Source organism: Streptomyces sp. NPDC005181, assembly GCF_040608395.1.
Classification (GTDB): domain Bacteria; phylum Actinomycetota; class Actinomycetes; order Streptomycetales; family Streptomycetaceae; genus Streptomyces.
In genome coordinates this window covers 1-26,968 of record NZ_JBEXID010000074.1, presented here as the reverse complement: position 1 = coordinate 26,968, position 26,968 = coordinate 1, and the positions used below count along the sequence as shown (strand labels likewise).

The window sequence follows — 26,968 nt, the reverse complement described above, 5'->3', positions numbered from 1 at the left end:
CGGCGCACCTCAGCGACTACGGCTTGGGCAGGGTGCACCCGGCCCGGTTGAGGTCGATCTTGCTGGCGGTGCCGATGCACGGCACGATGCCGTAGGTCTCCTGGGCGTAGTTGATTCCCTGGCGGACCGTCACATTGCCGCTCTCATCGACCTCGCACGGATTGTTGTCCGTGCACTGCTGCCCGTCCTCGTTACCGGTGTTGTTGACAGCGACGACCTTGCCGGTCGCGTTGTCGATCACCGGGGAGCCGGAGGTACCGCCGATGGTCTGGCAGGCGGAGGTGTAGCGGACCGAGTCCTTCCAGGTCCACTCGCCCTCCTTGAGGCGGTAGACGAAGCCGTCGACATTGCAGCTGTACGTGCGCTTCCAGTAGCCGGAGACGACCGTGATCGCGGTGCCCTGGACCGGGTGCGCGGCGTTGAGCTCCAGTGCCTTGATGCCGTAGGTACTCTCGATCTGGGCATAGGTGCGGGTGAGTTGGTACAGCGAGATGTCGGTGTCGGTCATCGTCCCGTACGCGATCTTGCTGGCGCGCAGGGTGCCGACGCCGCTGCCCGCGGAGTTCAGCAGGGTGAAGCTGCGGGTGGACGACCGGTTGATGACGACCTCACCCGGGCCCGGGAAGCCGGTCTCCATGCAGTGCCCGTTGGAGAGCACGAGGGCCGGGTCGGACGGCAGGGAAGCAGCAGACCGGACGACGGAACCGGAACAGTTGCTGAGCGCCACGGTCCCGGCGAAGTTGACGGCCTTGGCCTTGACCGCCCGCGGTGCGGCGGCCTTGGTCGTGGACCCGGTCGCGTCGTGGCTTGTGGCCGCGACAGCAGGGGCCGTTCCCGCTCCGAGGAGCAGAGCGGCAAAGAGTGCGCCGACGAGAGGCTTTTTCATGTGGGGGTCCCCTCTGTGACCTCTATGACCGAAGGGTTCCTTCGGTTTTGTCATGCGCATTGTTAGGGGCGTGCCTGTGCGGGGCAAGAGCCTGTTTTCGGCCTAGGGTCGTCGCATGGTGCAGAGCAAGGCCGAAGACGTCGACGGATACCTGGCCGAGATCCCGCCGGAGCGCCGGGAGGCCCTGAGCAGACTGCGATTGATGTGCCGTCAGGAGCTGAAGGGATTCGTCGAGGTGATGGCGTACGGGATGCCCGCCTACGAGCGGGACGGCGTCGGCGAAATCGCCTTCGCCAGCCAGAAGAACTACGTCTCCTTCTACCTGCTGCGCTCCGACGTCCGCGAGGCCTTCGAGGAGCGGCTGGCCGGATACGACATGGGCAAGGCGTGCCTGCGCTTCCGCAAGCCGGAGAACATCGACTTCGACCTGGTGCGCGACCTGCTACGGGCCACGGCGGCCGGACCGGGCAACGTCTGCTGAGGAAGCCCCCGGGGCCCTGGCGAGCGTCCGTAACACCCCCTCGCACCAGGCGGATCACCTCGCGACCGGAGGCGTCCCCCTGCCGCGATTGCGTACGGTCGGTTCATGACGACCGACCACGACCCCGGCATCGACCTCGACGCGTACTTCGCCCGTATCGGCTGGACCGGCGAGCGGCTCCCCACCGTGGAGGTGCTGCGCTCCGTGCACCGCGCCCATGCGCTGGGCATCCCGTTCGAGAACCTGGAGCCCGTGCTCGGCAGCGCGCCCTCGCTCGCGCTCGCGGATCTGCAGGCGAAGCTCGTACGCAGCGAGCGCGGCGGGTACTGCTACGAGCAGAACACCCTGCTCGCCGCCGCACTGAACGCGCTCGGCTTCGACATCACACTGCTCTGCGCCCGCGTGCTGCTGGGTGCCGCGCCCGGGGACGTACGGCCCCGCACCCACATGCTCATGCGGGCCGAGGTGCCGGGTGAGCCGACCCCGTATCTCGCCGACGTCGGCTTCGGTGCGGGCAGTTCGCTGCTGGAGCCGATCCCGCTGGTGGCGGACGCGGAGCTCTACGACGCCCCGCGTCGTCACCGGCTCGTCCACGCACCGCACGACGGACCGCTGGAGCTGTGGAAGCTGCAGGCGCACACCCCGGGCGGGGAGTGGGAGGACCAGTACGTGTTCACGCTGGAGCCGTTCGAGGCGCCGGACTACGAGGTCATCAACTGGCACATCGCGACCAACCCACGCTCTCCGTTCCAGCACCTGCTGTACGTCCAGCGCACCACCCCGGAAGCCCATCTCGCACTGATGGGCCGCAGGCTCGTGGAGACCGCGCCGGACGGCACGCGCAAGGAGCGGGAGCTGGCGGACGGCGACGAGGTGCTGCGGGTCCTCGCAGCCGACTTCGGCATCCGTCTCCCGGAGGGCACCCGCCTGCCGGAGTGAACGCACCGGGCGGCGGGCCGAGGGCCGCGGCTCCCTCACGTGGCGCATCTCACCGGTCCGGCCCGTCACACCCCTATTCCAAGCCCCGCCCCCGCCCCCGACCGGGGTTCCCACAGTCCGGGGCGGGGCGCACATGGCGATGGAAGAGACGGCGGGCGGGCGGCGCTACCCGGGTGGGTCAACCTGCGGGGAATCCCCGCGCAGCCGGTGAAACACCGTCGTAAGCTCGCTGACATGCAGGTCATCCAGTCCACGAAGCTCGCCAATGTCTGTTACGAAATCCGGGGTCCCGTGCTCGAGGAGGCGATGCGGCTGGAAACGGCCGGTCACCGCATCCTCAAACTGAACACCGGCAACCCTGCCGCGTTCGGGTTCGAGTGCCCGCCCGAGATCCTCGAAGACATCCTGCGCAACCTCGCCGGGGCGCACGGCTACGGCGACGCAAAGGGCCTGCTATCGGCGCGCCGGGCGGTGATGCAGCACTACCAGACCAAGGGGATCGACCTCGGCGTAGAGGACATCTACCTGGGCAACGGCGTCTCCGAGCTGATCCAGATGTCGATGCAGGCGCTGCTCGACGACGGCGACGAGGTACTCGTACCCGCTCCGGACTATCCGCTGTGGACCGCCTCGGTGTCGCTGGCCGGCGGTACGGCGGTGCACTACCGGTGCGACGAGCAGGCCGACTGGATGCCTGACCTCGCCGACATCGAGCGGAAGATCACCGACCGCACCAAGGCGATCGTGATCATCAACCCGAACAATCCGACGGGTGCGGTCTACGACGACGAGATGCTTCGCGGGCTGACGGAGATCGCCCGGCGCCACAACCTGGTCGTCTGCTCCGACGAGATCTACGACCGGATCCTGTACGACGGAGCGACCCACACCCCGACCGCGACCATCGCGCCCGATCTGATGGTGCTCACCTTCAACGGGCTCTCCAAGAACTACCGGGTCGCCGGATACCGGTCGGGGTGGCTGGCGGTCTGCGGTCCGAAGGCGCACGCCTCCTCGTACATCGAGGGGCTGACGATCCTCGCCAATATGCGACTCTGCGCCAATATGCCGTCGCAGCACGCAGTGGCCACAGCGCTCGGCGGACGGCAGTCGATCAACGACCTGGTGCTGCCGGGCGGCCGGATCCTGGAGCAGCGGGACGTCGCGTACGACCTGCTGACGCAGATCCCCGGGGTCACCTGTGTGAAGCCGAAGGGGGCGCTGTACCTCTTCCCACGACTCGACCCCAAGGTCTACAAGATCAAGGATGACCGGCAGATGGTCCTCGACCTGCTGCGGGCCGAGAAGATCATGGTCGTGCAGGGTACGGGGTTCAACTGGCCGGAGCCCGATCACTTCCGCATCGTGACGCTGCCCTCGACCAAGGATCTGACGGACGCCGTCCAGCGGATCGGGAACTTCCTGGACGGATACAGCCAGCCCTGACCGGGGCGGCGGCCCACAGTGCCGGATTGCAGATAATTTTAGACTGAATCCAAGCTAGGATGGTTCCAAGCAACACCAGGAGGCCATCCATGTACGAACCGATCCGCACCAAATCGGTCCACACACCGGCCGACCATGCCGCCGACTTCCCGCACCGCTCCCGCGAGGAGGAGCTGGACACCCAGCTCGCCGGACACCTGGCCGCGCTCCTCGCGGTGACCGACAAGCTCGGCCTCGGTGAGGCGGGCGACCGCATCGCCGAGCAGGTCGCCCGGCTGCGCGGCGCGCCGCCCGCCCGGCACGCCGGCCTGACCGACGCCGAACCGCACACGCTCCACCACCGTGCGCACGCCCTCGCGGGCCGTGCGCTGGTGGTGGCCGCCTCCCGCGCCGACACGGCGGCCGCGATCCTCGCGGCCGAACGGATGGACGCGCACACGGCGGCGATGGCCGCCACGACCACCCCGCCGCCCGCCGCCGCGACCGGCACCACCGCGCCCGCCCCCGTACGGCTGATCGGCGCCCACTGACGGCCCCGGTCCACGGGCCGCGGAGGCGCGTGGACCGGGTGCCACACATCTGCCGCGCTCACCGGACCGGCGGTCCCGGACCGGTCCGGCCCGTGACGAGAGACGTCGCCGGATGCGTCGCGTCGGCAACGACCCACTGCGCCGGAGAGAATCGGCCGCTCCCGTTGTGTACTGGGATGCTCACTTCACCTTCCGTCCACCCAACTCCGCCCGGAATGTGGGTTTCCGCGAGCACGCTGCCTGTGTGAGACGCATCGTGGGAATCGTCCTGGCGGTGCTGCTGATCGGCGGAGTGGCAGTAGCCGTCGTAGCAGGCCGCGACAGCAAGGACACGAGCACGGCAACGAAGACCGTGCGTGGAGTGATCGGGTCGGAGAAGGCGGAGTTCTTCGCCGATCCCGATGTGGTGAAGACCCTCGCCGCCAAGGGGTTCACCGTGAAGGCGGAGACTTCCGGGTCCTGGGCCATGGAGCAACTGCCCCTGAAAGGCTATGACTTCGCCTTCCCCGGCTCGAAGGCGCCCGCCGACGAGCTGCAACGCAAGTCCTCCGTCAAAGGCGGACCGATCCGGCCCTTCTACTCGCCCCTCGTCGTCGTAGCACACCGCGGCGCCGCGCAGGTGCTGGCGGACAGCGGGCTCGCGACGCTGAGCGGCAAGTCCAGCGGAAAGCTGCTCATGGCCCCGTACCTCAAGGCCGCGAAGGCGGACCGGACCTGGCAGCAGCTCAAGGGGGCGCGCAAACACGCCGAGTTGACCGGGACGGTGTTCATCACGAGCACCGATCCCGCCACGTCCAACTCCGGCGCGCTCTACCTCGCCGCCGCCTCGTACGTCGCCGACGGCGGCCGGGTCGCCGCCGACGAGGCCGCGATCGACCGCACCGCGCCGCTGCTGAAGAAGCTGATCCAGGTGCAGGGGGCGCAGCAGACGAGCAGTGACGCGCCGTTCCGGGACTTCATCAGCGGAGTCGGCAATCCGCTGGTCCTGGTGTACGAGTCGCAGGTCGCCTCACTGCTGTTGCAGGAGCAGCAGCAGGAGCTCGGGGATCTGGTCGTCCTCTACCCGGACACCACCGTCTCCAGCGACCACACCCTCGTACCGCTGACCGACCCGGGACGGCAGTTCGGCGAGCTGCTCTCCACCGATGGGCGACTGCGCGAGCTTGCCGTACGGCACGGCTTCCGCCCCCAGGGTGCGGCGGCCGAGTTCACCGCCGCGACCGCCGGTCACACCGACTACATCGACCAACAGCTGACCGGGATCCACCAGGCGCCCGTGCCCACCGCCACGGTGCTGCGCGCGATGGCCCGCCGGACCCGCGGCTGATGACCCACGCCTTCCGGGAGACCTCACCCATGACCGAAGCCGAGCCGCAGCCGCTCGTCCTCACCCCGCCCGAGCCCGTCGCCCCCGTCCGTACCGAGCAGGCCGCCGGTCTCGTCCCGGTCGACGACTCCGTGCGCACGGAAATGACGCGACGCGCCACCGAGTACGTCGGCAGCCTCGCCGGGCTCGACGCCCGCTCGCCCGAATTCACCACCAGGATCGGGGAGATCGCCGCCCTCGGGCAGGGCGACATCCGCAGCGCCGCCCAGCAGTCCAACCGGATGCTGGACCGTACGGTCCGCGAGCTCTCCGCCGGGTCGAGGGACGGGGACGCACAGTCGAGGGTCGGTGCCTCGCTCGTCGAACTGCGCCGCACCGTCGAGGACCTCGACCCGCGCGACACCCCCGGCCGCGGCGCCCGCCGGCTGCTGGCGAAACTTCCCGGCGGCAACAGGCTGCGCGACCATGTCGCGAAGTACGCCTCCGCACAGTCCACCCTCAACAGGATCGTGGGCTCGCTCCGCGGCGGCCAGGACGAACTGCGCCGCGACAACGCCGCTCTGCACACCGAGCGCACCCGGCTCTGGGAGTCGATGGGCAAGCTCCAGGAGTACGTGGTCCTCACCGAGGCCCTGGACGGCGCCGTCGAGCAGCGCATCCGGGCGGCGGAGGCCGCCGACCCCGTGCAGGCGGGCGCCCTGCGGGCCGATGTGCTGTTCCCCGTACGGCAGAAGCACCAGGATCTGCTGACCCAGCTCGCGGTCTGCGCGCAGGGGTATCTGGCGATGGACGTCGTACGCCGCAACAACGAGGAGCTGATCAGGGGCGTCGACCGGGCCGCGACCACGACCGTCTCCGCGCTGCGGATCGCCGTGATGCTGGCATCGGCGCTGGAGAGCCAACGCAAGGTGGGCGAACAGGTGCAGGTGCTGCGCGCCACGACGGAGGATCTGATCCGCGGCAATGCGGAGATGCTCGCCACGCAGAGCGGGGAGATCCAGCGGATCGCCGCCGACCCGGCGGTGGGTGCGGAGACGCTGCGGACGGCGTTCCAGCAGATCTATCGGACGCTGGACGCGATCGACACGTACAAGGTGCAGGCGACCGAGTCCATGGCGGCGACCGTCGAGTCGCTGACGGCCGAACTCCAGCAGGCGAGTGCCCACTTGGAGCGCAGTCGGTCCGCGGGCGGCCTCGAGGGCGGTGGTCTCGGATGACGGGCCGGCTGAGAAGGCTGCGCCGCCGGGTGTCGCGCACACTCGCGTCGCTGCTGACCGCCGCGGCACTCGTGCCGCTCGCGGCCTGTTCGGCAGCGGATGGTCCCGCGCCGCCCGGGGAGAAGGACGACGGCGCTCCTCGGGCCGGGACTCTGCGCGTGCTCGCATCCAGTGAACTCGCCGACATGAAGCCGCTGTTGGAGCAGGCACGGAAGGCGACCGGGATCACCGTGCGGCCCACCTGGACCGGGACGCTCGACGCCGTCGAACAGCTCGGGTCCGGGAAGGCGGACGGGGCGTACGACGCGGTGTGGCTGTCGTCCGACGACTCTCTGCGGCTCCGTCCGGACGCGGCGAAGCGGATCACTTCCGAGACCCCGCTGATGACCTCGCCGGTCGCCCTCGGTGTCAAGCCGTCGGTGGTGAAGCGGCTCGGCTGGGATCCGTCGGGCGTCACCTGGTCGCAGGTGCACCAGGCGGTCGCCGACGGGCGGCTGACGTACGGCATGACGGATCCGGCGCGGTCCAACTCCGGCTTCTCCGCACTGGTTTCGGTCGCTTCGGCGCTGTCCGGCGCCCAGTCCGCGCTGACCGACGCCGATGTCCGCAAGGCGAGCGGGAAGCTGCGGGAGTTCTTCGGCGGGCAGCGGCTGACCTCCGGTTCGTCCGGCTGGCTGGCCGACGCGTACGCCCGGCGTGGCACGGTCGACGCCTTGATCAACTACGAGTCCGTGCTGCTCTCCCTCAACCGGGACAGTCACACCGGGCTGACCGTGATCCGCCCGCGCGACGGCGTGGTGACAGCCGACTACCCGCTGAGCCTGCTCTCCGCCGCCTCGCCCGATGCCAAGGACGCGGCCCGCGCCCTCACCACGTACTTCCGCTCCCCCGCCGTGCAACGGCGACTGACCCGGGAGACGTTCCGCCGCCCGGTCGTCGCCTCCGTACGGCCGGCGGCGCCGCTGGCCACCGAGGCCCGTCGGGAACTGCCGTTCCCCGGCTCGCGATCGGTCGCGGACGGACTGCTCGACAGTTACGAGAACAAGCTCCGGCGGCCCTCGCGCACCGTGTATGTGCTGGACACGTCCGGGTCGATGAAGGGCGAGCGGCTGCGGAAGCTGAAGGCGGCGCTGACCGGGCTGACCGGCGACTTCCGGGAACGGGAGGAGGTCACGCTGCTGCCGTTCGGGTCGTCGGTGAAGCGGGCGCGTACGCATACGGTCGATCCCGCCGATCCCCAGGCCGGGCTCGCAGCGATCAAGGCGGACACGGCCGCCCTGACCGCGAGCGGCGAGACCGCGATCTTTTCGAGTCTGGAGTCGGCCTACGACCGGCTGGGGCCGGACACCGAGTCCGCGTTCACCTCGATCGTCCTGATGACGGACGGCGAGAACACGACGGGCGACTCGGCCGACGACTTCGCCGGCTTCTACCGCTCGCTCCCGGCGGCGCGCCGCATCACCCCCGTCTTCCCGGTCGTCTTCGGCGACTCGGACCGTGCGGAACTGGATGCGATCGCCGCCCTGACCGGGGGCCGGCTCTTCGACGCAACGAAGGACCAGGGGCCGGGCTCCCTGGACGGGGCTTTCGAGGAGATCCGTGGCTACCAGTAGAGCGCCGGGCCGGATCATGGCGTACGTCGAGTCCCGCAAGAACCTCACCGGGAGCGCCTGCGGGATCGCCGGGCTCGCCCTCACCTTCAGCGGACTCGCGGGTGCGTACTGGCCGGTGGTGATCGTCGGGCTGTACGGCGCGGGCGCGCTGATCGCCCCGCCCGAGCGGCCGCCCGCCCCGGACTTCCCCGATCCGTCGTCCCAGCTGGAGACGGTGCGGTCCGACTTCGCGACCCTGCGGGAGTATCTGGGCGAGGTGGAGCTGCCGCCCGCCGCCTCCGGGCGGCTCGTCGAGCTGACCGTGCTGCTGGAAGGGCTGCTCGCACCCGGCTGGGTCTCCGAGGCCCTCGCCACCGACCCGGAAGCCATCCACGCCCTGTCCCGCGCCGTGCACCAGGACATCCCGGAGTCCGTCGACACCTATCTGCGGACCCGCTGGTGGACGCGGCTCACGCCGGGCACCGAGCCGCCCGAGCGCCCTCTCGAACAGCAGCTGTCACTGCTGCACCGGGAGGCGGAGTCGCTGGCCGCGGGGCTGCGGGAGGCCGAGGCGCGCCGGCAGCAGACCCACACGCGGTATCTGGAGGACCGGGGCCGTTCGAACTGAGCCCCGCACAGGCCCGGTTGGTCTCCGGGCGGCCCAACCACAGGCAATGTGAAGGAATATCGAGCGCATGTGAAGATCCCGTGCGGGGGCCTACGGCGATGCGCGGACGTTCTCCATAAGAGGGGCGGGAAAGGGCGGCCCCCGGAACCGTAAGGAGGTTCCGGGGGCCGTACCGCGTCGGGCCGTTGACCCACAGGTCAGGGTGGATGTCGGGAGACCCGGCCGCGGAGTGTGCATGGGGGGCGCACTTCGGGAGTGCGCCCCGGAGGGCGTCAGCCCAGGCGCTGGACCAGCGCGCGGTACTCGTCCCACAGTTCCTTCGGCGTGTGGTCACCGAAGGTGTTGAGGTGCTCGGGGACCAGCGCCGCCTCCTCGCGCCACACCTCCTTGTCGACCGTGAGCAGGAAGTCCAGCTCGGACTCGGAGAGGTCCAGGCCGTTGGTGTCCAGCGCGCCCTTGGCGGGCAGGATGCCGATCGGCGTCTCGACGCCCTCGGCCTTGCCCTCCAGACGCTCGACAATCCACTTCAGGACGCGGCTGTTCTCACCGAAGCCCGGCCACACGAACTTGCCCGCTTCGTTCTTCCGGAACCAGTTCACGTAGTAGATCTTCGGCAGCTTGGACTGGTCGGGCTTGTCGGCCCCGACCTTGATCCAGTGGTTCATGTAGTCGCCCATGTTGTAGCCGCAGAACGGCAGCATGGCGAACGGGTCGCGGCGCAGCTCGCCGACCTTGCCCTCGGCGGCGGCGGTCTTCTCGGAGGCCACGTTGGCACCGAGGAAGACACCGTGCTGCCAGTCGAAGGACTCCGTGACCAGCGGCACGGCCGAGGCACGGCGGCCACCGAAGAGGATGGCCGAGATCGGCACGCCCTCCGGGTCCTCCCACTCCGGCGCGATGATCGGGCACTGCCCGGCCGGCACGGTGAAGCGGGCGTTGGGGTGGGCGGCGGGCGTCTCGGACGCGGGCGTCCAGTCGTTGCCCTTCCAGTCCGTGAGGTGGGCGGGGGCGGTCTCGGTCATGCCCTCCCACCACACGTCGCCGTCGTCGGTGAGCGCGACGTTCGTGAAGACGGAGTTGCCCCACATCGTCTTCATGGCGTTGGCGTTGGTGTGCTCGCCGGTGCCGGGCGCGACGCCGAAGAAACCGGCCTCGGGATTGATCGCGTAGAGGCGGCCGTCCTCACCGAACCGCATCCAGGCGATGTCGTCGCCGATGGTCTCGACGGTCCAGTCGGAGATCGTGGGCTCCAGCATGGCGAGGTTGGTCTTGCCGCAGGCGCTCGGGAACGCGGCGGCGACGTACTTCGACTCACCCTGCGGCGGCGTGAGCTTCAGGATCAGCATGTGCTCGGCGAGCCAGCCTTCGTCGCGGGCCATCACCGAGGCGATGCGGAGCGCGTAGCACTTCTTGCCGAGCAGGGCGTTGCCGCCGTAGCCGGAGCCGTACGACCAGATCTCGCGGTCCTCGGGGAAGTGCGAGATGTACTTGGTGGAGTTGCACGGCCACGGAACGTCCTCCTGGCCCTCCTCCAGAGGCGCGCCCAGTGTGTGGACGGCCTTGACGAAGAAGCCGTCGGTGCCGAGCTCGTCCAGGACGGCCTTGCCCATGCGGGTCATGGTGCGCATCGAGACGGCGACGTACGCGGAGTCGGTGATCTCGACGCCGATCGCGGACAGCGGAGAGCCGACGGGACCCATGCAGAACGGGACGACGTACATCGTGCGCCCGCGCATGGAGCCGCGGAAGACACCCTGCTCACCCGTGAAGATCTCCCGCATCTCGGCGGGGGCCTTCCAGTGGTTCGTCGGGCCCGCGTCCTCCTCCTTCTCGGAGCAGATGAAGGTGCGGTCCTCGACGCGGGCGACATCGCTCGGGTCGGAGGCGGCGTAGTACGAGTTCGGCCGCTTCGTCTCATCGAGCCTGGTGAACGTGCCCTTGGCCACGAGCTCCCCGCACAGGCGCTCGTACTCGGCCTCGGAGCCGTCACACCAGACCACGCGGTCCGGCTCGGTGATAGCTGCGATCTCGTTCACCCAGGAGGCGAGCTCCTGGTGACGGGTGGGAACAGTGAGGGGAGCCGCGATGTCGCGCGCCACGATCGCTCCTTGTCGAGGGGGTCTTTTTTGGTAGGTGCCCCGTGGGGGCTGCGACCCGGATGCTTCGTAGCCGCTCATCCGGTGCCGACCGCACTCATTTGATCATCCGACCGATTCGCCCATATGTCCAGGGGGCCGCCCACGTGAGCATCACCACTCATGTTCGCAACCTACGGTGGCGTAGGTAGCATGCGGACATGACTGCTGCCGCCGCGCCCGAACCAGCCGAGGCCGAGCCCGAGGTCGAACCAGCCGGGCTCGACCCGGCCGAGGCGGCCCCGTTTCCGGTGAAGCCACACCTGCGCGGCTGGCTGCACGCAGGAATGTTCCCCGCGGTACTGATCGCGGGGATCGTGCTGATCGCACTCACGGACAGCACCCGCGGCCGGATCGCCTGCGGCATCTACGTCGTGACCGCATGCCTGCTCTTCGGAGTGAGCGCGGTCTATCACCGCGGCACGTGGGGTCCGCGCGGCGAGGCGGTGCTGCGCCGGCTCGACCACGCCAACATCTTCCTGATCATCGCGGGCACGTACACGCCACTGACCCTGCTGCTGCTCCCGGAGTCGACCGGACGCCCCCTGCTGTGGGCGGTCTGGGCGGCGGCCGCGGCCGGCATCGCCTTCCGGGTGTTCTGGGTCGGCGCCCCCCGCTGGCTCTACACGCCCTGCTACATAGCGATGGGCTGGGCGGCGGTCTTCTTCCTGCCCGATTTCATGCGCACCGGCGGGATCGCGGTGCTCGTCCTGGTGATCGTCGGCGGGCTGCTCTACAGCGCCGGCGGCGTCATCTACGGCATCAAACGGCCCAACCCGTCACCCCGATGGTTCGGTTTCCACGAGGTCTTCCACTCGCTGACCCTGGCGGCATTCGTCGTGCACTACGTCGGCATCTCACTGGTGGCGTACAACCACAGCTGAGCACCCTCCCCCTCCTGCCTCTCAGTGGCCGCGGCTCGAAAGCCGCGGCCATTTCGCATGCCCGGACACCGCAATCGCCGAACATATTGACGTCGACAATCTTTTGATAGTTACTGTCACTTGACCGAGACTCTCAAAGGAGTGACTCTGCCGGCCGACCGGGCGGGGAGCGGATCCGGGCTGATGATGACCGTACGGCAGACGGGCAGCGCCCTCGGGATCGCACTGCTGGGCTCCCTGCTCGCCGGTACGTACACGGACCGTCTCGACACCACCGGCATTCCGGCCGCCGCCGGGGACCGGGCCGGGGACTCGGTCGTCGCTGCGCACCTCGTCGCCGGGAAGCTGGGCGTGCAGGGGCTCGCGGACTCCGCGGACCTGGCGTATCTCCACGGCATGAGCCTGGTCCTGCTGGTCGTCGGCGCCGGGTCGCTGGTGACCCGCGCTGCTGGTCGGGGCGTTCCTGCCGGACACCGGACCGGCGCGGACCGCGGACACCGACGTGGCCCCGGCCCCGGCACCCGTCGATGCCTGACAATGGCGACCATGGCCGCCACCTCCCGTACCTCTCCCCTCACCTCCGTCGAGGCGCAGCCCCGGCTGGGGCTGCGTGAACGGAAGAAGCTCAAGACCAGGATGGCGATCCGCCGCTCGACGTACCGGCTGATCGCCGAGCAGGGGTACGACGCGACCACGATCGAGCAGATCGCGGAGGCGGCCGAGGTGTCGCCGAGCACCGTCTTCCGGTACTTCGCGACCAAGGAGGACATCGTCCTCACCGACGAGTACGACCCCCTCATGGAAGCGGAGATGCGCAACCGCCCCGCGGACGAGCCGCCCCTGCAGTCGCTGCGGTTCATCATGACGGAGGCTCTGGCGGCGTTCCTCGCCACCGAGGAGGAGGAACTTCGCCAGCGCACCCGGCTGATGGTGGAGGTCCCCGCGATCCGGGCGCGGATGTCGGAGACCATGTCGGACACGGCGAAGGTCCTGGCCCAGGTACTCGCCGACCGCAGCGGCCGCAGCGCCGACGACCTGGAGGTCCGGGTCTTCATCGCGGCGGTGCTGGGGGCGCTGCGCGAGGTGACGCTGTACTGGGGCGAGCACGGTCAGGAGGGCGACCTGATCGCGATGGTCAACCAGGCACTGGACACGCTCGAGGACGGCCTGACGCTCTGACGCCTCCGGCGCGACCGAGCCCGGGTGATCAAGCCCGGCACCCCCCGGTCATCCCCCGAGCTTCCGCGCCAGCTCCCCCGCATCCGTCGTCGGCGCATCGCACACGAAGTGCCGGCAGACGTACGCCGTCGGCGCCCCGTCCACCATCGGCCGGTCCATCAGCAGCGGAAACTCCGAACCGCCCGTCGGGCCCGCCGCGACCACCGCCCCCGGTGCCGGCCCCAGCAGCGCCGTGCGGTGCAGTTCACCGCCGACCGGACCGGCGACCGCCACCTCGCGCGGACCGTCGAGCAGCGCCTCCGCGACCGCGAGTCCCCATCCGATGAACCGCGGCACCCGCGGCCCCAGCGCCTTCACCACCCCCAGCGCACCCTCCGCAGCGGTGCGATGGGCCTCCGAGCCGGTGTACGCCGCGTACGAGAGCAGCGCCCCGGCCGCCGCCGTCCAGCCCGCCGGTGTCGCACTGTCGGTGGGGTCCTGCGGGCGGCGGATCAGCTGTTCCGCGTCGTCCGCCGTGTCGTACAGCTGCCTTCCCTCACCGGTGAAGTGCTGGAGCACGATGTCGAGCAGGAAGCCGGCGAACTCCAGCCAGACGCCCTCTCCGCTGACGGCCGCCAGCGCGAGGAAGCCCGCCGCGACATCGCCGTAGTCCTCCAGCACCCCGGCGTTGTCTCCCGTCCGGCCGTCCTTGGACGTCCGGGCCAGCCGGGCGACGTCACCCATGTGGACCCGGACCAGCAGGTCGGCCGCCTCGGTGGCGCGCTCGATCAGATCGGGACGGTCGAAGTACGCCCCGGTCTCGGCGAGTGCGGCGATCGCCAGACCGTTCCAGGCCGCAACCACCTTGTCGTCCCGTCCGGGACGCACCCGCTCCTCACGGGCCGCGAGCAGCCGGGCCCGCACGTCGGCGGCCCGGTCCGCATCCACCGCCACGTCGGTGCGAGGCAGTTGCAGCACGGAGGCGCCCTCCTCGAAGGTGCCCTCCTCCGTCACCCCGAAGTGTCCGGCGGCGAACGCGGCGTCCTCCTCGCCCAGCACCTCGCGCAGCTGCTCGGGCGTCCACACGTAGTACGCGCCCTCGACGTGCTTGCCGTCGCCGTCCTCGCTGTCCGCGTCGAGCGCGGAGGCGAACCCGCCCTCCGCCGTGCGCAGCTCCCGCACCATGAAGTCGGCGGTCTCCAGCGCGACCCGGCGGGCCAGCCCGGAGCCCGTCGCCCGCCACAGATGGGCGTACACCCGGCAGAGCAGCGCATTGTCGTACAGCATCTTCTCGAAGTGCGGTACGACCCATTGCCGGTCCACCGAGTACCGGGCGAACCCGCCGGCGAGCTGGTCGTACATCCCGCCCCTGGCCATCGCCTCGCAGGTGTCGGCAGCCATCTGGAGGGCGCCCTCGGCACCGGTGCGCGCGTGGTGGCGCAGCAGGAACTCGATCGTCATGGACGGCGGGAACTTCGGGGCGCCACCGAAGCCCCCGTGCTTCTCGTCGTACTCACGGCTCAGCCCGAGCAGCGCCTGCGCCAGCTCCGACTCGTCCGGCAGCCCCTCCCCGCCGTGCGCCAGCGAGCGGTCCGCCAGGTCGCGGACGATGCGCCCGGCGACCTCGGCGACCTCGTCGGGCCGGTCGGTCCAGGCAGCGACGACACCTTCGAGCACCTGGTGGAAGGACGGCATGCCGTGGCGGGGCTCGGGCGGGAAGTAGGTACCGAAGTAGAAGGGCTCGGCGTCGGCGGTCAGGAAGACGGTCATCGGCCAGCCGCCCTGACCGGTCGCGGCCTGCACGGCCTCCATGTACACGGCGTCGACGTCGGGCCGCTCCTCGCGGTCGACCTTCACGTTGACGAAGTGCTCGTTCATGTATGCCGCGGTCGCTTCGTCCTCGAACGACTCGTGCGCCATGACATGGCACCAATGACAGCTCGCATAGCCGACGCTCAGCAACACCGGCACGTTCCGGCTGCGCGCCTCCTCGAACGCCTCGGGCGACCATGGCCACCAGTCGACCGGATTGTCCGCGTGCTGAAGGAGATACGGGGAGGTGACCTGCGCGAGTCGATTGGACATACCCCCATCCTTGCGCACCGGGCGGAGCGGCCGCGGCACGCCACGGGCCGGGCCCGTGCCTCTCACCCCGGGCGGTCACGGCCAATCCCCTCGCTCTCTCGCGCTCAGCCACCCCACGCAGGACACTTGTCCCGAACCAGAGCTCTCGGAGGGGGACGGACATGCGGGACAGCCACCGGGCTGAAGCCGAACGGCTGTTGGTACGCGCCGTGGAGGAAGAGGTACGCCGATCGGGCGGCCGGACGGACGCCGGGGCGCTGATGGCGCGCGGGCGGGCCGCCCTCGATTCCCTGGTGGCCGGCGCGGGCGAGGAGTACGCCGCGTACGTCCAGGCACTCGACGCGATGGAGGCCGGGCAGCAGCCCCTGTCGCAGCGGTTCAGCAAGGCGACGATGGGAACCCCCCTGCTGGTCACGGGAGTTGCAGCCGCCGCGGCGTTCGGTGCGGATGTCGCGCTCGGCACGGCGGCCGGGCTGGCGCTCGGCGCGGGCGCCGTCGTCGCCGTCGCGGGCGCCGCGGCCACCGTCGCCAAGGCGACCGCCTCGCACTGGCCCGCCGCCCACCGGCAGGCGGCTGCGCTGGGCCAGCCCGGCGGCCCCGAGCAGCTGCGGCTGCAGTGGCTGGCGGCGTTGGAGGTACGGGGCATACGCCCGTTCCTGGACCAGCAGCGAATGCTGACCGCTTCGTCCCGTACGCCGAAGAAGAAGGCAGCCTCCGTCGTGCCGCAGCTGCGCGGCGGGGACCGCAGTGCGGCAGCGCGCACCCGGTCGCTGCTCAGTCAGTCCTTCGGTCATCTGCCCGCCCCCGACGGGCCGTTCGCGGGCCGCCGGGCCGAGCTGGCGCAGATCGCCCGGTGGGTGCACGCGGCCCGGGCCTCGACGGAGACGAAGCCGACGGTCGTCGTGCTGCACGGCGCGCCCGGCTCGGGCCGCACCACCCTCGCCGTACGGGCGGCGCACGAACTGAAGGACCAGTTCCGGGGCGCCTGCGTGGTCGATCTGCGCTCCGACGTCACCGGCGAGAACCCGCTGCCGACCCGTGACGCACTCCTGCATCTGCTGAACCGCCTGGGCGCGCCGCGTGAGCAGCTGCTGTTCCGAGATGGGGTCTCCCCCGGTCGAGCAGAGTCGAGAGCGTGGGGAAGGTCCTCCGCGGAGCAGCACGTACGGCGGCTCGGCGAGCTGTACCACCAGCATCTGACCGGTACGCCGGTGACGGTCGTCCTCGACGACGCCGGTGACCCGGAGCAGGTCCGCACGCTCATTCCCGAGCGCTCCGACAGCCTGGTCCTCGTCACCGCCCGCGCACCCCTCGATCTGCCCGCCGACATCCCGGCCTGGGTGCACCAGCTGCCGGTGGGACCGCTGGACGCGGCGGGCGCCGAGGAGATGCTGCGCGCGTCGGCCGAGGAGCAGGAGCTGGGACCGTACGACTCCCAGTCGACCGACGCCGTCACCGAGCTGTGCGGAGGCCTGCCGCTGGCGCTGCGCGTCGCGGGCTCCTCGCTCGGGGCGCGTACCCGCAGCGCGCTGGCCACCGATCTCGCCGCGTACGGGCCGGTCGCCCCCGTCGAACGGGCCCTGTGGCTGCGCTACACCGACCAGTCCGAGCAGGCGCGGCGGCTGCTGCGGCGGCTCGCGCTGGCCGGACGCGCCAGTCTGGGCGCGGCGGCGGCCGCGGCGCTGCTGTCCGCCGAGGAGCAGGAGGCGCAGCGGCTGCTGACGGTCCTGTGCCGGGCCGGGCTCCTCGATCATGTGCGGGGCTCGCGCTACCGGCTGCACGATCTGGTGCGGGGCTTCGCCCTGGCCCGACTGCTCGACGAGGAGGAGGAGGCGGACCGTACGGCCGCGCAGGAGCGGCTGATCCACAACTATGCGGAGCTCGCCGGTGCGGTGATCCGGATGGTGGACGGCAAGATGTCGACCCGGGCGGGGCAGTTCGGCTCGCACGGCTTCACCTCGCTGGACGCGGCGCTGCGCTGGCTGGACGACGAGTCGAGCTTCATCACCTCTGCGCTGCGGCACGCGGAGGGCGTCGACCAGGGGGCCGTGCTGGATCTGCTGGGCGCGCTGTGCGACTACTGTCTGCTGCGTGGTGACCTCTACCGGCTGGGCGAGATAAGTGAGTTGACGCAGGCCGTCGACAAGGGGCTGCTCGAACGGTCGGTCCAGTGGCGTACCGGTATCGCGGCCCGGCAGCTCGGCGAGCTGGACAAGGCACGTACCACCCTGTCCTCGGTCGTCGGTCTCTATCGCGAGGCGCAGAACGAGGCGGGCACGGCGCTGGCGCTCTGCTCGCTCGGCATCACCCTGCACCACCAGGGCAACCTGACCGAGGCGTCGGCGCGGCTGCGCGAGGCGATCGACCTGCAGTCCTCCGACGAGCAGGCCGCGGACCGGGCGTGGTCGCTGCACGCGCTGGCCGCCGTCGAGCGTGACCGAGGTCGTATCGCCGAGGCCCTGCCTCTCCTCGACACGGCGCTGACCCTGCATCGGGAGGGCGAGTCGCTGCACGGCGAGGCATGGGCCCGGTTCCAGCTGGGCCAGACCCTGCTGCGGATGGGCGATGTGGCGGGGGCCGACGAGGCGCTGCGTACGGCATTGGATCTGTACGGCCGCACCCGTGACGAGCGCGGCGAGGCCTGGGCGCTGACCCAGCTGGCGCGCGCCCGGCTGCTCGACGGCGACGCGGGCCCGGCGGTCGACGAGCTGCGCCGGGCGCTGTCCCGGCACCGGGACAGCGAGGACGCGCGCGGCGAGGCGTGGACGCTTTACTACCTGGGTCAGGCCCTGGAGGAGACCGGCGACACCGATCAGGCGGTACGGGAGCTGGAGCGGGCGCGCACGATGTTCTCCCGGATGCGGGACGTGTACGGGCTGGCGTGCGCCCGGCACCACTCGGGCCGGGTCACCCGCGACCAGCGGGCGGCCCAGACCGGCAATCTACGCAACTCCGGCTTCGCCCGGCAGCTCCTGGTCGACGCCCGGGCCGACTTCCGGCGCATCGGCGTCGCCCATGGCGAGGCGTGGACGTGTCTGGAGCTGGTCCTGATCGACGCGGGCAACAACCGTGCGCCGCAGGCGCTGGTCCTGTGTGACGAGGCGGCGCAGCTGTTCGAGTCGTACGGCGACACGCGGGGCGCCGACTGGGCCCGCTTCCTGCGCTGCACACTGCTGCCGTACGCGTCGGCGGGCGGCACGGAGGTGGGCACGGTGGTGGCCCAGCAGGAACTCGCCGACCTGCTCCGGGCCGGCCACCCGACCCGCGACAGCAAGCTGGAGGACTGCGCGGAGGCGTTCACGGTGGTCCTGAACCGCGGTGTCGACCTGGAGGACGGCTGGCGGGCCTGGCGCCTGGGCATGACCCCGACCCGCCACGCCCGGGAAATCATGGGCGTACCGGTCGGGGCAAGGTCGTAGGACGGAGCCCCGTGCCTCGTGGCAGGCGCACTCGCATGTGCCGGACGGGCGGAGAATCAAGCCCGTCCGGCAGGTGAGGACAGCGTGCTACCGGGCGCGCCCGGCCCCGGTCCCCGATGCCCCGGCGTCGGCGGACACCGCGTCGGGATCCGGCGCCTCCTCGAAGTTCACCTTGCCCATGTGCCGGTTCATGGACTTCATCAGCAGCCACACGCCCACCGCGAGCGCCGCGAAGACGAGGAAGCCGAGGACGCCGGGTGTCACCTTGTTCTTGTCGAATTCCTCGGCGAGAGGAACGACGTGGGTCAGTGCCTGGGTCGCGTACATATCAGGCATTGTCGCGGATGCCCGCGAAGAGGTCGCTCTCGGGGAGGGAGGTATCGACGAGGGACTTCGCCAGCTCGTATTCCTCGGTCGGCCAGACCTCCCGCTGGACGTCCATCGGGACCCGGAACCAGCCGCCGTCGGGGTCGATCTGCGTGGCGTGCGCGATCAGTGCCTTGTCCCGGATCTCGAAGAACTCGGCGCACGGGACGTGCGTGGTCAGCGTCCGCTCGACGCGCTCGAACTCCTTCCAGCGCTCCAGCCACTCGCCGTACGGCGACTCCAGGCCGCGGGCGAGCAGCGCCTCGTGCAGCGCCACGGTGCGCGGACGGTTGAAGCCCTGGTTGTAGTAGAGCTTCTGCGGCTGCCAGGCCGGGCCGAACTCCGTCTCGGGGAAGGTCTCGGTGTCCGCGGCGCCCTCGAACGCGATCATGGAGATCTTGTGGGTCATGATGTGGTCGGGGTGCGGGTACCCGCCGTTCTCGTCGTACGTGGTGATGACCTGCGGACGGAACGCGCGGATGCTCCGGACGAGACGCCCCGCCGCCTTCTCGTCGTCCTCCAGTGCGAAGCAGCCCTCGGGCAGCGGCGGCAGCGGGTCGCCCTCGGGCAGCCCGGAGTCGACGAAGCCGAGCCACTCCTGTCTGACGCCCAGGATCTCCCGGGCCTCGTCCATCTCCTTCTTGCGCACCTCGTGGATGTGCTCCTCGATGTACGCGTCGCCCTGCAGTTTCGGGTTGAGGATGGAGCCGCGCTCGCCTCCCGTGCAGGTCACGACCAGCACGTCCACCCCCTCGGACACATACTTGGCCATGGTGGCCGCACCCTTGCTCGACTCGTCGTCGGGGTGGGCATGCACGGCCATCAGTCGAAGCTGCTCAGTCAAGACTCGATCCTCAGTGATTGGTCGCCATTGAGTGGTGTCGTCCGGTAGGGACGTCGCTGCGGGGTGGCGGTCGGGCGGCGGGTGAGAGGCTTCTATAGTGACCGAAGCCGGGGGTGGAAAATTCCGCGATCCCCCGGTACGGAAGGAACGATCATGACTGCGGTGCGTGAAGCACTTCCGGAGGGCCGCTACGGGCGCTCCGCGGACGAGCGCGCGGACCGCAAGCTCAAGATCATCGGCTCGGTGCTGGGCGTCACACTGCTCGGCGTGATCGGCTGGATCGGTTACGGCTACGTGGCGGGCCAGGACATCAGCGCCGAGGTGATCAAGTTCAAGATTGTCTCGGGCGACCGGGTCGACGTCCATCTGGAGGTTCGCAAGGACCGGGACGCGAAGGGTTACTGCACGCTCCACTCGCAGCGCGTGGACGGTGACGACGTGGCCCGCAAGGACATCCGGTTCGACGACCGCTCCGACCGGATCGACCGGATCGTCTCGTTGCGTACGACGTCGCGGGCGACCAGCGTGGAACTGCTGGGCTGCACCGCCGACGGCGGGTCGTCGCGCTGACCGGCACGGACCGTCTCCGACCTGCGTCTATCGATCCTGACCTGCGTTGACGCGGTCGTAGCGGTTTACCTTCTCCCCCTTTTCCTGCGGAATTGTTAGGCTCGTGGTTTCGCCCACCCGTGGAGGCACATGCTTCTGGGTAGGGCGATGCTTTGTATTCCCAGTACCGACGCTTTTATTTCCAGTACCGACTAGGAGCACCTGTGACCCAGACCAGCGAAAACGTCACCTGGCTCACGCAGGGGGCGTACAGCCAGCTCAAGGCCGAGCTGGAGTACCTGTCTGGTCCCGCGCGCACGGAGATCGCCGTAAAGATCGCGGCGGCCCGTGAGGAGGGTGACCTCCGGGAGAACGGCGGGTACCACGCGGCCAAGGAGGAGCAGGGCAAGATGGAGTTGCGGGTGCGCCAGCTCACCCAGCTCCTGGAGCATGCGAAGGTCGGCGAGGCCCCCGCCGACGACGGCGTGGTCGAGCCCGGCATGGTCGTCACCATCGCGTTCGACGGCGATCCCGACGACACCATGAAGTTCCTGCTCGCCTCCCGCGAGTACGCGAGCGCGGACATCGAGACGTACTCCCCGCAGTCTCCGCTCGGTTCCGGCGTGAACGGCAAGAAGATGGGTGAGGACGCCGAGTACGAGCTGCCGAACGGCAAGAAGGCCTCGGTGCGGATCCTCGAGGCGAAACCGTACACGGGCTGACCCGCCCCTCGGCTCAGCAGAACACAGCAGTACACGCGGGAGAGCCCCGGCCGTGAGCGGCCGGGGCTCTTCGCTGCCCTCCGTCCCCGTCCTCAGGACCGGATCAGCGTCCTCAGGACCGGATCAGCCCGTCACCTCGTACCCCGCCTGCCGCAGCGCCGCGGTGACCTCCTCGCAGTGGGCCGGCCCCTTGGTCTCCAGGTGCAGCTCGACCTCCACCTCGGTGAGCCCGAGCCGCGGGTCGGTCCGTACATGGCCGATGTCGAGGACGTTGGCGTCGGCGACGGACAGTGCGGCAAGCAGGGCGGCCAGCGCGCCCGGGCGGTCCGTGAGCCGCACCCGCAGGCTCAGGTAGCGGCCCGCCGACGCCATGCCGTGGGTCAGGATGCGCTGCATCAGCAGCGGGTCCACATTGCCGCCCGAAAGCAGCGCGACCACCGGCCCCCGGAACGACCTGGGGTCGCTCAGCAGGGCCGCGACCGGACTCGCCCCGGCCGGTTCCACCACGAGCTTCGCCCGCTCCAGGCAGAGCAGCAGCGCGCTGGACAGCTGGGCCTCGGAGACCGTACGGACCTCGTCGACCAGCTCCTGGACGAGCCCGAACGGCACATCGCCGGGGCGCCCCACCTTGATTCCGTCCGCCATCGTCTGCAGCCCGTCGATCGCCACCGGGTGGCCGGCCGCCAGGGAGGGCGGGTAGCAGGCCGCGCCCGCCGCCTGTACGCCGACGATCCGCACGTCGGGCCGGACGGCCTTCACCGCCACGGCGATGCCCGCAGCGAGACCGCCGCCGCCCATCCCGACGACGATCGTGCGGACCTCGGGGCACTGCTCGAGGATCTCCAGGCCTACGGTGCCCTGGCCGGCGATGATGTCCGGGTGGTCGAAGGGGTGGATGAAGACCGCACCGGTCTCCTGGGCGTACTCCTGGGCGGCGGCGAGCGTCTCGTCGACGACATGGCCGTGCAGCCTGACCTGCGCGCCGTACTCGCGGGTCGCGGCGACCTTCGGCAGTGGCGCCCCGACCGGCATGAAGACCGTTGCCCGTACGCCGAGCAGCGCAGACGCGAGTGCGACACCCTGCGCATGATTTCCGGCGCTCGCGGCGACGACCCCGGCCGCCCGCTCCACCGGGGACAGTCCGGCGATCCGTACGTACGCGCCGCGCAGCTTGAACGAACCGGTCCGCTGAAGGTTCTCGCACTTGAAGTGGACCGGCGCGCCGACCAGCTCCGACAGATGGCGGCTGCCCTCCATCGCGGTCACCCGGGCCACGCCGGAGAGCATCTTCTGCGCGCCCCGGACGTCGTCGAGGATCACTGGGGGAAACGGGTGGGGCGTACGGAAGTTCATGACCGCAAGTCTTGCAGCTGGACGCCGTGCGGGACGCCGCCGCGGCGGCGTCCCGCGCCGTTGTCCACAGGTTTGTGCGGCACTGGTACGCGTTGCCCCAGGGCCGCGTACTCTGTCCCCCACCCATCCGACACCGCACGAAGAGAGCCCCCGGCCATGCCCCCTCAGGACATGACGACAGCTGCGTCTCCTTCCGGGGGCGCTGCCCCCGATTCCCCGGGTCCCGACCCCCTCCTCGATGCTCTGCAGCACCAGGTGGCCGTGTTCGCCCGCCGTGCCGAGCAGACCCGCCTCGGCGGTGTCGGCCAGGTCCGCAATTCCATGGACCGGGCCGCGTATCTGCTGCTCAACCGGTTGGACCGGGAAGGCCCGATGGGCGTCAAGGCGCTGGCCGCGGGAATGGGGATCGACTCCTCGACCGTGACCCGCCAGGTCGCGCCGCTCGTCGACACCGGTCTGGTCAAGCGCACGTCCCACCCGGAGGACGGCCGCGCGGTCGTGCTCCAGCTGTCGCCGCGCGGGCAGGCCCGGCTCGACGAGGTGCGGGCGTCGCGGCGGGAGCTGATGTCGCAGGTGACGCAGGACTGGACGGTGGAGGAGCGGGACACGTTCTGCGCGCTGCTGACGCGGTTCAACGCGGCGCTGGCCGCACGGCAGACGCATCAGCCGACGACCAGCTGAGCCGGGCGGCGCGTCGGGCGGCGCCTCGGGGGTGGCATTCGCTCCGTCCGACCTCTTGACCAGGAGTGGTCGGCGGGGCTGCCATGTGGGTGTGCGAGAGCGGCAGGCGGGTCCTCAGCGGCGCCGCGCCCAGGAGTTCGAGGCCTTCGTGGCGGGCGCGGCCGGCCGCCTGCTGCACACTGCCACGCTGCTCACCGCCGAACCTTCGCAGCCGCCCGGGGGCAACGACCGGGCGCTGCGTCTGCTGACCGCCGCGCTGGCCCGTACGTACGCGGACTGGGACCGGCTGCACGGCGAGGATCCGTACAACCGCACCCGGCAGGAGCTGGCCGCCCGGTTCGCCCGGGAGGCGTGGCGGCACCACCGGCCGCGCGGCGGCCTGCTGGACCCGCTGACCCCTAAGGCGCGGCTGGTCCTCGTGCTCCGGCTGTACGAGGGTGTCGCGGAGGAGCAGACCGCCGCGCTGCTGGGACTTCCGTTGGACCGGGTCCGGGCGATCTGCAACCGGTCGGTGGCCACCATGGGCGACCCCCGGGGGCCCACCCCGCGGCGACGGACCAGGCGGTGGACCGTGGGGCCGCTGGGGGCCGCGCCGTGAAGCGTCCCGGCCGCAGGGAGGACCATGTCCGGCGGATGCTGGACGGGCCGCATCCGCAGGTCCCCGCCGATCTGGCGGAGCGGGCGACGGAGCGCGGCGGCCGTATTCTGCGCCGCCACCGGGTGGCCCGCGCGCTGGCGCTGACGGTGCTGTGCGTGGCGGTGGCCGCGTTCATGGTGTGGGCGGTGGTCGTCCAGCCGTGGCAGGTGCCGCCCGCCGAGACGACGCCACCCCTGGAAAGCTGGTAGGCGGCCCGGACGAGAAGGTCGACGCCTGACCGGACGGATCACCTGGCGATGCGCCGGGCGGGCCGCGAGTCGGCCCGCCCGGCGCATCGGGTCACCACCGTCCCGGGGCGGACACGCTCTAGCCGAGCGCCTGCGTCAGGTCGGCCAGCAGGTCGTCCGCGGACTCGATGCCGACGGACAGCCGGACCAGGTCGGCCGGCACCTCCAGCGCCGATCCCGCCACCGAGGCGTGCGTCATCCGGCCCGGGTGCTCCAGAAGGGACTCGACGCCGCCGAGGGACTCGCCGAGCGTGAACAGCTTCGCCCGGTTGCAGACCTCGACCGCCGCTTCCTCGCCGCCCTCGACGCGGAACGACACCATGCCGCCGAACGCCTTCATCTGCTTGGCGGCGATCTCGTGCCCCGGGTGCTCCGGCAGCCCCGGGTAGAGGACCTGGGTCACCTTGGGGTGCCGGGTCAGCAGCTCGGCGACCTTGGCGGCGTTCTCGCTGTGCCGGTCCATCCGGACCGGCAGCGTCTTGATGCCGCGCAGCACCAGCCAGGAGTCGAACGGTCCGGCGACCGCGCCCATCGCGTTCTGGTGGTACGCCAGTTCCTCGCCGAGCCCCGCGTCCGCGGCGATCAGCGCACCGCCGACGACGTCCGAGTGGCCGCCCATGTACTTGGTCAGGGAGTGCACGACGACGTCCGCGCCGAGCGCGATCGGCTGCTGCAGATAGGGACTGGCGAAGGTGTTGTCGACGACCAGCCGGGCACCCGCGGTGCGGGCCACGTCCGCGACGGCCGCGATGTCGGTGATGCCGAGCAGCGGGTTGGACGGCGTCTCCACCCAGATGACCTTCGTACGGTCGTTGACCGCGGCCCGGACCGCCGCCGGGTCGGAGGTGTCCGCGACGGAGAAGTCGACGCCCCACCGCTTGACCACCTTGGCGAACAGCCGGAAGGTGCCGCCGTAGGCGTCGTTCGGGATGACGACATGGGCACCGGGGTACAGCAGCGTACGCAGCAGGCAGTCCTCCGCCGCGAGCCCGGACGCGAAGGCGAGACCGCGGCGGCCGCCCTCGATGGCCGCGAGGTTCTCCTCCAGTGCGGTACGCGTCGGGTTGGCGCTGCGGCTGTACTCGTAGCCGCCGCGGAGGCCGCCGACGCCGTCCTGCTTGTACGTCGACACCTGATAGATGGGCGGAACAACGGCGCCGGTGAGGGGATCGGCGGTGTTCCCCGCGTGAATCGCAAGGGTCTCGAAGCTGTGCTGGTCGCTCATGGGGCCCGAGCGTAGTTCGTCACAGGGGTGATCCACAGCCACTTCGCCGTCCGGTGACAATGGGCGTATGGAGATTCTCTGGTTCCTGATCGCGCTGTGCATGCTCGCCGCGGTGATCGGCCCCCTCGTGCTGCGCCGCCGGTCCGGTATCCGCCAGGTCGCGCCCGGCTCCCCCGATGCCGCCGACCCGGACACATACGGCTTCGTCCGCCAGGAGGAGCTGGACATCCGGATGCCGGGCCCCGACCAGGATCTCCTCGATGTCCTCGATGTCGTGCAGCGCACCCAGGACTGGCGCGCGGCCTCGCAATTGCTGGCCGGGACGCCGAAGGAGAGCGAGGTGCGGTGGCAGCGGGTGCAGGCGTTCGCCGGCGCCGCGTCGCTGGAGCTGATGCAGGCCCCGGGTGTCGGTGGTGCGTGGCTGCGGTCGTGGCGCGCAGAGTCGCCGAAGGACGCGGGCGGTGCGGCCGTGCACGCCGAGTTCCTGGTCCAGCAGGCGTGGCGGTCGTCCACCGCGGGCACGGACGACTTCCGGATCATCCTGGAGGAGGCCCGTACGGTCTGCGGAGAGGCGGCCCTGCTGGCGCCCGGTGACCCGGTCCCGCACATCGTCGAACTGGCCGTCGCCCGCGGACTCGGCTACTCCCACGAGGAGTTCGACCGACTCTGGGCGAAGATCATCGACCGGGCCCCGGCGCACATGGGCGCGCACATCGCGGCGCTGCACTTCTGGTGCGAGAAGTGGCACGGCTCCCGCGAGGAGGCCGACCGCTTCGCCACCTCGGCGGCCGCCCGCGCCCCGCAGGGCTCGCTGCTGGCCGCGCTGCCGCTGTTCGCGGTGTACGAGCACCTGCCCGAGGTCAATCTCGTACGCGGCTTCTACGAGGGCCTGGTGGTGACGAAGGCGGTCGAGGGCGCACTGTTCGCGGTGCACGCCGCGCGTCCCGACGATCCGATGCTCGCCCATGTCCGGCATCTGCTGGTGCTGTTCCTGGTGCGGATGGAGCGCTGGTCGGAGGCGATGAACCAACTCGTCCACATCGACGGGCATGTGGGCGCGCTGCCGTGGACGCAGAGCTCCGACCCGGCCGCCGAGTACACGGTGTACCGGGCGCTCGCGGTCGCCGGGTACGAGGCGAACGGCGGCAGTCCGGCGACGCTGCCGAGGTAGCCGTGGGGCGGCTCCGTGCCTGTTCAGCCCCTGTGCGGTGATTGTTCCGCCCCTGCTCGTGGGCTGCTCACGGAGCACGTTGCCGCGCCGACCTGCGGTAGGTCATACTCCGTTTCCCCCCACACCGCCATTGCAGCACCGCTGTCACCAGTCCCGTTCCTGTGGGGGGATTTGGCCGATGGGCCCAACTCTGCGCGCCGCCCGCGCCCTTGTCCTGCTGGCCGGCTTCTACCTGCTGAGCCTCGTCCTGCTCGCCGCCCTCGGCGCCCTCGACTGGGCCGCGTTCACGTGACTCCTCCCCCTCGTAAGCGAGGGGGCTTCTCGCTATGCCTGGTTGGCGTCGCGATGGACCAGCCCGGCCCGTAGAACGTTCACGGCTCCCACCGTGTCCGCGTGCGCGGTGTGGCCGCACGAGACGCAGTGGAACTTCTCCTGGGTGGGCCGG

At 70.6% G+C, this 26,968-nt stretch carries 25 protein-coding genes; 17 read left to right on the top strand and 8 right to left on the bottom strand.

What is annotated here, in order from left to right:
* Window positions 1–16: 16 nt before the first annotated feature.
* Complete coding sequence (locus ABZV38_RS31385; protein ID WP_356331823.1) at window positions 17–886, bottom strand: serine protease; 870 nt, start codon at window positions 884–886, stop codon at window positions 17–19.
* A 115-nt stretch (window positions 887–1,001) separates the two neighbouring features.
* On the opposite strand from ABZV38_RS31385, the gene ABZV38_RS31380 reads away from it, so the two are divergent.
* From ABZV38_RS31380 to ABZV38_RS31345, 8 genes are all read left to right on the top strand, one after another.
* Window positions 1,002–1,367 carry a DUF1801 domain-containing protein gene (locus ABZV38_RS31380; RefSeq protein WP_356331822.1) on the top strand — a complete coding sequence of 122 codons (366 nt, stop codon included), beginning with the start codon at window positions 1,002–1,004 and terminating at the stop codon, window positions 1,365–1,367.
* Window positions 1,368–1,472: 105 nt separating this feature from the next.
* Window positions 1,473–2,306, top strand: coding sequence for an arylamine N-acetyltransferase (locus tag ABZV38_RS31375; protein WP_356331821.1), 834 nt, complete (start codon window positions 1,473–1,475; stop codon window positions 2,304–2,306).
* 234 nt (window positions 2,307–2,540) lie between these two features.
* On the top strand, window positions 2,541–3,752 hold the full coding sequence (locus tag ABZV38_RS31370; protein ID WP_356331820.1) for a pyridoxal phosphate-dependent aminotransferase: 1,212 nt from the start codon (window positions 2,541–2,543) through the stop codon (window positions 3,750–3,752).
* A gap of 89 nt (window positions 3,753–3,841) precedes the next feature.
* Window positions 3,842–4,282 carry a hypothetical protein gene (locus ABZV38_RS31365; RefSeq protein WP_356331819.1) on the top strand — a complete coding sequence of 147 codons (441 nt, stop codon included), beginning with the start codon at window positions 3,842–3,844 and terminating at the stop codon, window positions 4,280–4,282.
* Between the two features lie 217 nt (window positions 4,283–4,499).
* Window positions 4,500–5,609, top strand: a complete 1,110-nt coding sequence (locus ABZV38_RS31360) for a substrate-binding domain-containing protein (RefSeq protein ID WP_356331818.1) — start codon at window positions 4,500–4,502, stop codon at window positions 5,607–5,609.
* 29 nt (window positions 5,610–5,638) lie between these two features.
* Entirely contained in the window at window positions 5,639–6,826 is a 1,188-nt protein-coding gene (locus tag ABZV38_RS31355; protein ID WP_356331817.1) for a toxic anion resistance protein, read from the top strand.
* Complete coding sequence (locus tag ABZV38_RS31350; RefSeq protein WP_356331816.1) at window positions 6,823–8,439, top strand: substrate-binding and VWA domain-containing protein; 1,617 nt, start codon at window positions 6,823–6,825, stop codon at window positions 8,437–8,439. The genes ABZV38_RS31355 and ABZV38_RS31350 overlap by 4 nt, the downstream gene beginning before the upstream one ends.
* Window positions 8,440–8,455: 16 nt before the next feature.
* Window positions 8,456–9,046, top strand: coding sequence for a hypothetical protein (locus tag ABZV38_RS31345; protein WP_356331831.1), 591 nt, complete (start codon window positions 8,456–8,458; stop codon window positions 9,044–9,046).
* A gap of 272 nt (window positions 9,047–9,318) precedes the next feature.
* Here ABZV38_RS31345 and ABZV38_RS31340 read toward each other — a convergent pair whose 3' ends face one another.
* Window positions 9,319–11,145, bottom strand: coding sequence for a phosphoenolpyruvate carboxykinase (GTP) (locus tag ABZV38_RS31340; protein ID WP_356331815.1), 1,827 nt, complete (start codon window positions 11,143–11,145; stop codon window positions 9,319–9,321).
* A 197-nt stretch (window positions 11,146–11,342) separates the two neighbouring features.
* Between ABZV38_RS31340 and ABZV38_RS31335 the strand changes: the two genes are divergently transcribed.
* Both ABZV38_RS31335 and ABZV38_RS31330 read left to right on the top strand, forming a co-directional pair.
* Window positions 11,343–12,065 (top strand): hemolysin III family protein, encoded by a 723-nt coding sequence (locus ABZV38_RS31335; RefSeq protein ID WP_356331814.1) that lies wholly within the window; start codon window positions 11,343–11,345, stop codon window positions 12,063–12,065.
* A 546-nt stretch (window positions 12,066–12,611) separates the two neighbouring features.
* Complete coding sequence (locus ABZV38_RS31330; protein WP_356331830.1) at window positions 12,612–13,244, top strand: TetR family transcriptional regulator; 633 nt, start codon at window positions 12,612–12,614, stop codon at window positions 13,242–13,244.
* A 48-nt stretch (window positions 13,245–13,292) separates the two neighbouring features.
* Here the strand turns inward: ABZV38_RS31330 and ABZV38_RS31325 are convergent, their stop codons facing one another.
* Window positions 13,293–15,308 (bottom strand): thioredoxin domain-containing protein, encoded by a 2,016-nt coding sequence (locus ABZV38_RS31325; RefSeq protein WP_356331813.1) that lies wholly within the window; start codon window positions 15,306–15,308, stop codon window positions 13,293–13,295.
* Window positions 15,309–15,469: 161 nt separating this feature from the next.
* Here ABZV38_RS31325 and ABZV38_RS31320 point away from each other — a divergent pair, with 161 nt between their 5' ends.
* Entirely contained in the window at window positions 15,470–18,727 is a 3,258-nt protein-coding gene (locus ABZV38_RS31320) for a tetratricopeptide repeat protein (protein WP_356331812.1), read from the top strand.
* An 87-nt stretch (window positions 18,728–18,814) separates the two neighbouring features.
* Here ABZV38_RS31320 and ABZV38_RS31315 read toward each other — a convergent pair whose 3' ends face one another.
* Both ABZV38_RS31315 and mca read right to left on the bottom strand, forming a co-directional pair.
* The gene (locus ABZV38_RS31315; protein WP_356331811.1) at window positions 18,815–19,054 is read right to left on the bottom strand and encodes a hypothetical protein; all 240 of its coding nucleotides are present in this window, start codon (window positions 19,052–19,054) and stop codon (window positions 18,815–18,817) included.
* A gap of 1 nt (window position 19,055) precedes the next feature.
* Window positions 19,056–19,937: a mycothiol conjugate amidase Mca gene (gene mca, locus ABZV38_RS31310; RefSeq protein WP_356331810.1), complete on the bottom strand. Its 882-nt coding sequence runs from the start codon at window positions 19,935–19,937 to the stop codon at window positions 19,056–19,058.
* 153 nt (window positions 19,938–20,090) lie between these two features.
* Between mca and ABZV38_RS31305 the strand changes: the two genes are divergently transcribed.
* Complete coding sequence (locus ABZV38_RS31305) at window positions 20,091–20,507, top strand: DUF4307 domain-containing protein (RefSeq protein WP_356331809.1); 417 nt, start codon at window positions 20,091–20,093, stop codon at window positions 20,505–20,507.
* Between the two features lie 203 nt (window positions 20,508–20,710).
* A complete protein-coding gene (greA, locus tag ABZV38_RS31300) occupies window positions 20,711–21,208 on the top strand; it encodes a transcription elongation factor GreA (protein WP_356331808.1) in 498 nt (165 codons plus the stop codon).
* A 123-nt stretch (window positions 21,209–21,331) separates the two neighbouring features.
* Here greA and ilvA read toward each other — a convergent pair whose 3' ends face one another.
* Entirely contained in the window at window positions 21,332–22,561 is a 1,230-nt protein-coding gene (ilvA, locus tag ABZV38_RS31295) for a threonine ammonia-lyase (RefSeq protein ID WP_356331807.1), read from the bottom strand.
* Between the two features lie 156 nt (window positions 22,562–22,717).
* On the opposite strand from ilvA, the gene ABZV38_RS31290 reads away from it, so the two are divergent.
* The 3 genes from ABZV38_RS31290 (at window position 22,718) to ABZV38_RS31280 (ending at window position 24,088) form a co-directional block, all read left to right on the top strand.
* Window positions 22,718–23,242, top strand: a complete 525-nt coding sequence (locus ABZV38_RS31290) for a MarR family transcriptional regulator (protein ID WP_356331806.1) — start codon at window positions 22,718–22,720, stop codon at window positions 23,240–23,242.
* A gap of 91 nt (window positions 23,243–23,333) precedes the next feature.
* On the top strand, window positions 23,334–23,840 hold the full coding sequence (locus ABZV38_RS31285) for a sigma factor-like helix-turn-helix DNA-binding protein (RefSeq protein ID WP_356331805.1): 507 nt from the start codon (window positions 23,334–23,336) through the stop codon (window positions 23,838–23,840).
* On the top strand, window positions 23,837–24,088 hold the full coding sequence (locus ABZV38_RS31280) for a hypothetical protein (protein WP_356331804.1): 252 nt from the start codon (window positions 23,837–23,839) through the stop codon (window positions 24,086–24,088). Before ABZV38_RS31285 ends, ABZV38_RS31280 begins: the two co-directional genes overlap by 4 nt.
* 118 nt (window positions 24,089–24,206) lie before the next feature.
* Here the strand turns inward: ABZV38_RS31280 and ABZV38_RS31275 are convergent, their stop codons facing one another.
* Window positions 24,207–25,352: a cystathionine gamma-synthase gene (locus ABZV38_RS31275; protein WP_356331802.1), complete on the bottom strand. Its 1,146-nt coding sequence runs from the start codon at window positions 25,350–25,352 to the stop codon at window positions 24,207–24,209.
* 67 nt (window positions 25,353–25,419) lie between these two features.
* Here ABZV38_RS31275 and ABZV38_RS31270 point away from each other — a divergent pair, with 67 nt between their 5' ends.
* Window positions 25,420–26,523, top strand: coding sequence for a hypothetical protein (locus ABZV38_RS31270; RefSeq protein WP_356331801.1), 1,104 nt, complete (start codon window positions 25,420–25,422; stop codon window positions 26,521–26,523).
* Window positions 26,524–26,847: 324 nt separating this feature from the next.
* Here the strand turns inward: ABZV38_RS31270 and ABZV38_RS31265 are convergent.
* Window positions 26,848–26,968, bottom strand: a 121-nt coding sequence (locus ABZV38_RS31265) for a zinc ribbon domain-containing protein (protein WP_356331829.1), incomplete at its 5' end; no start/stop codon positions are given.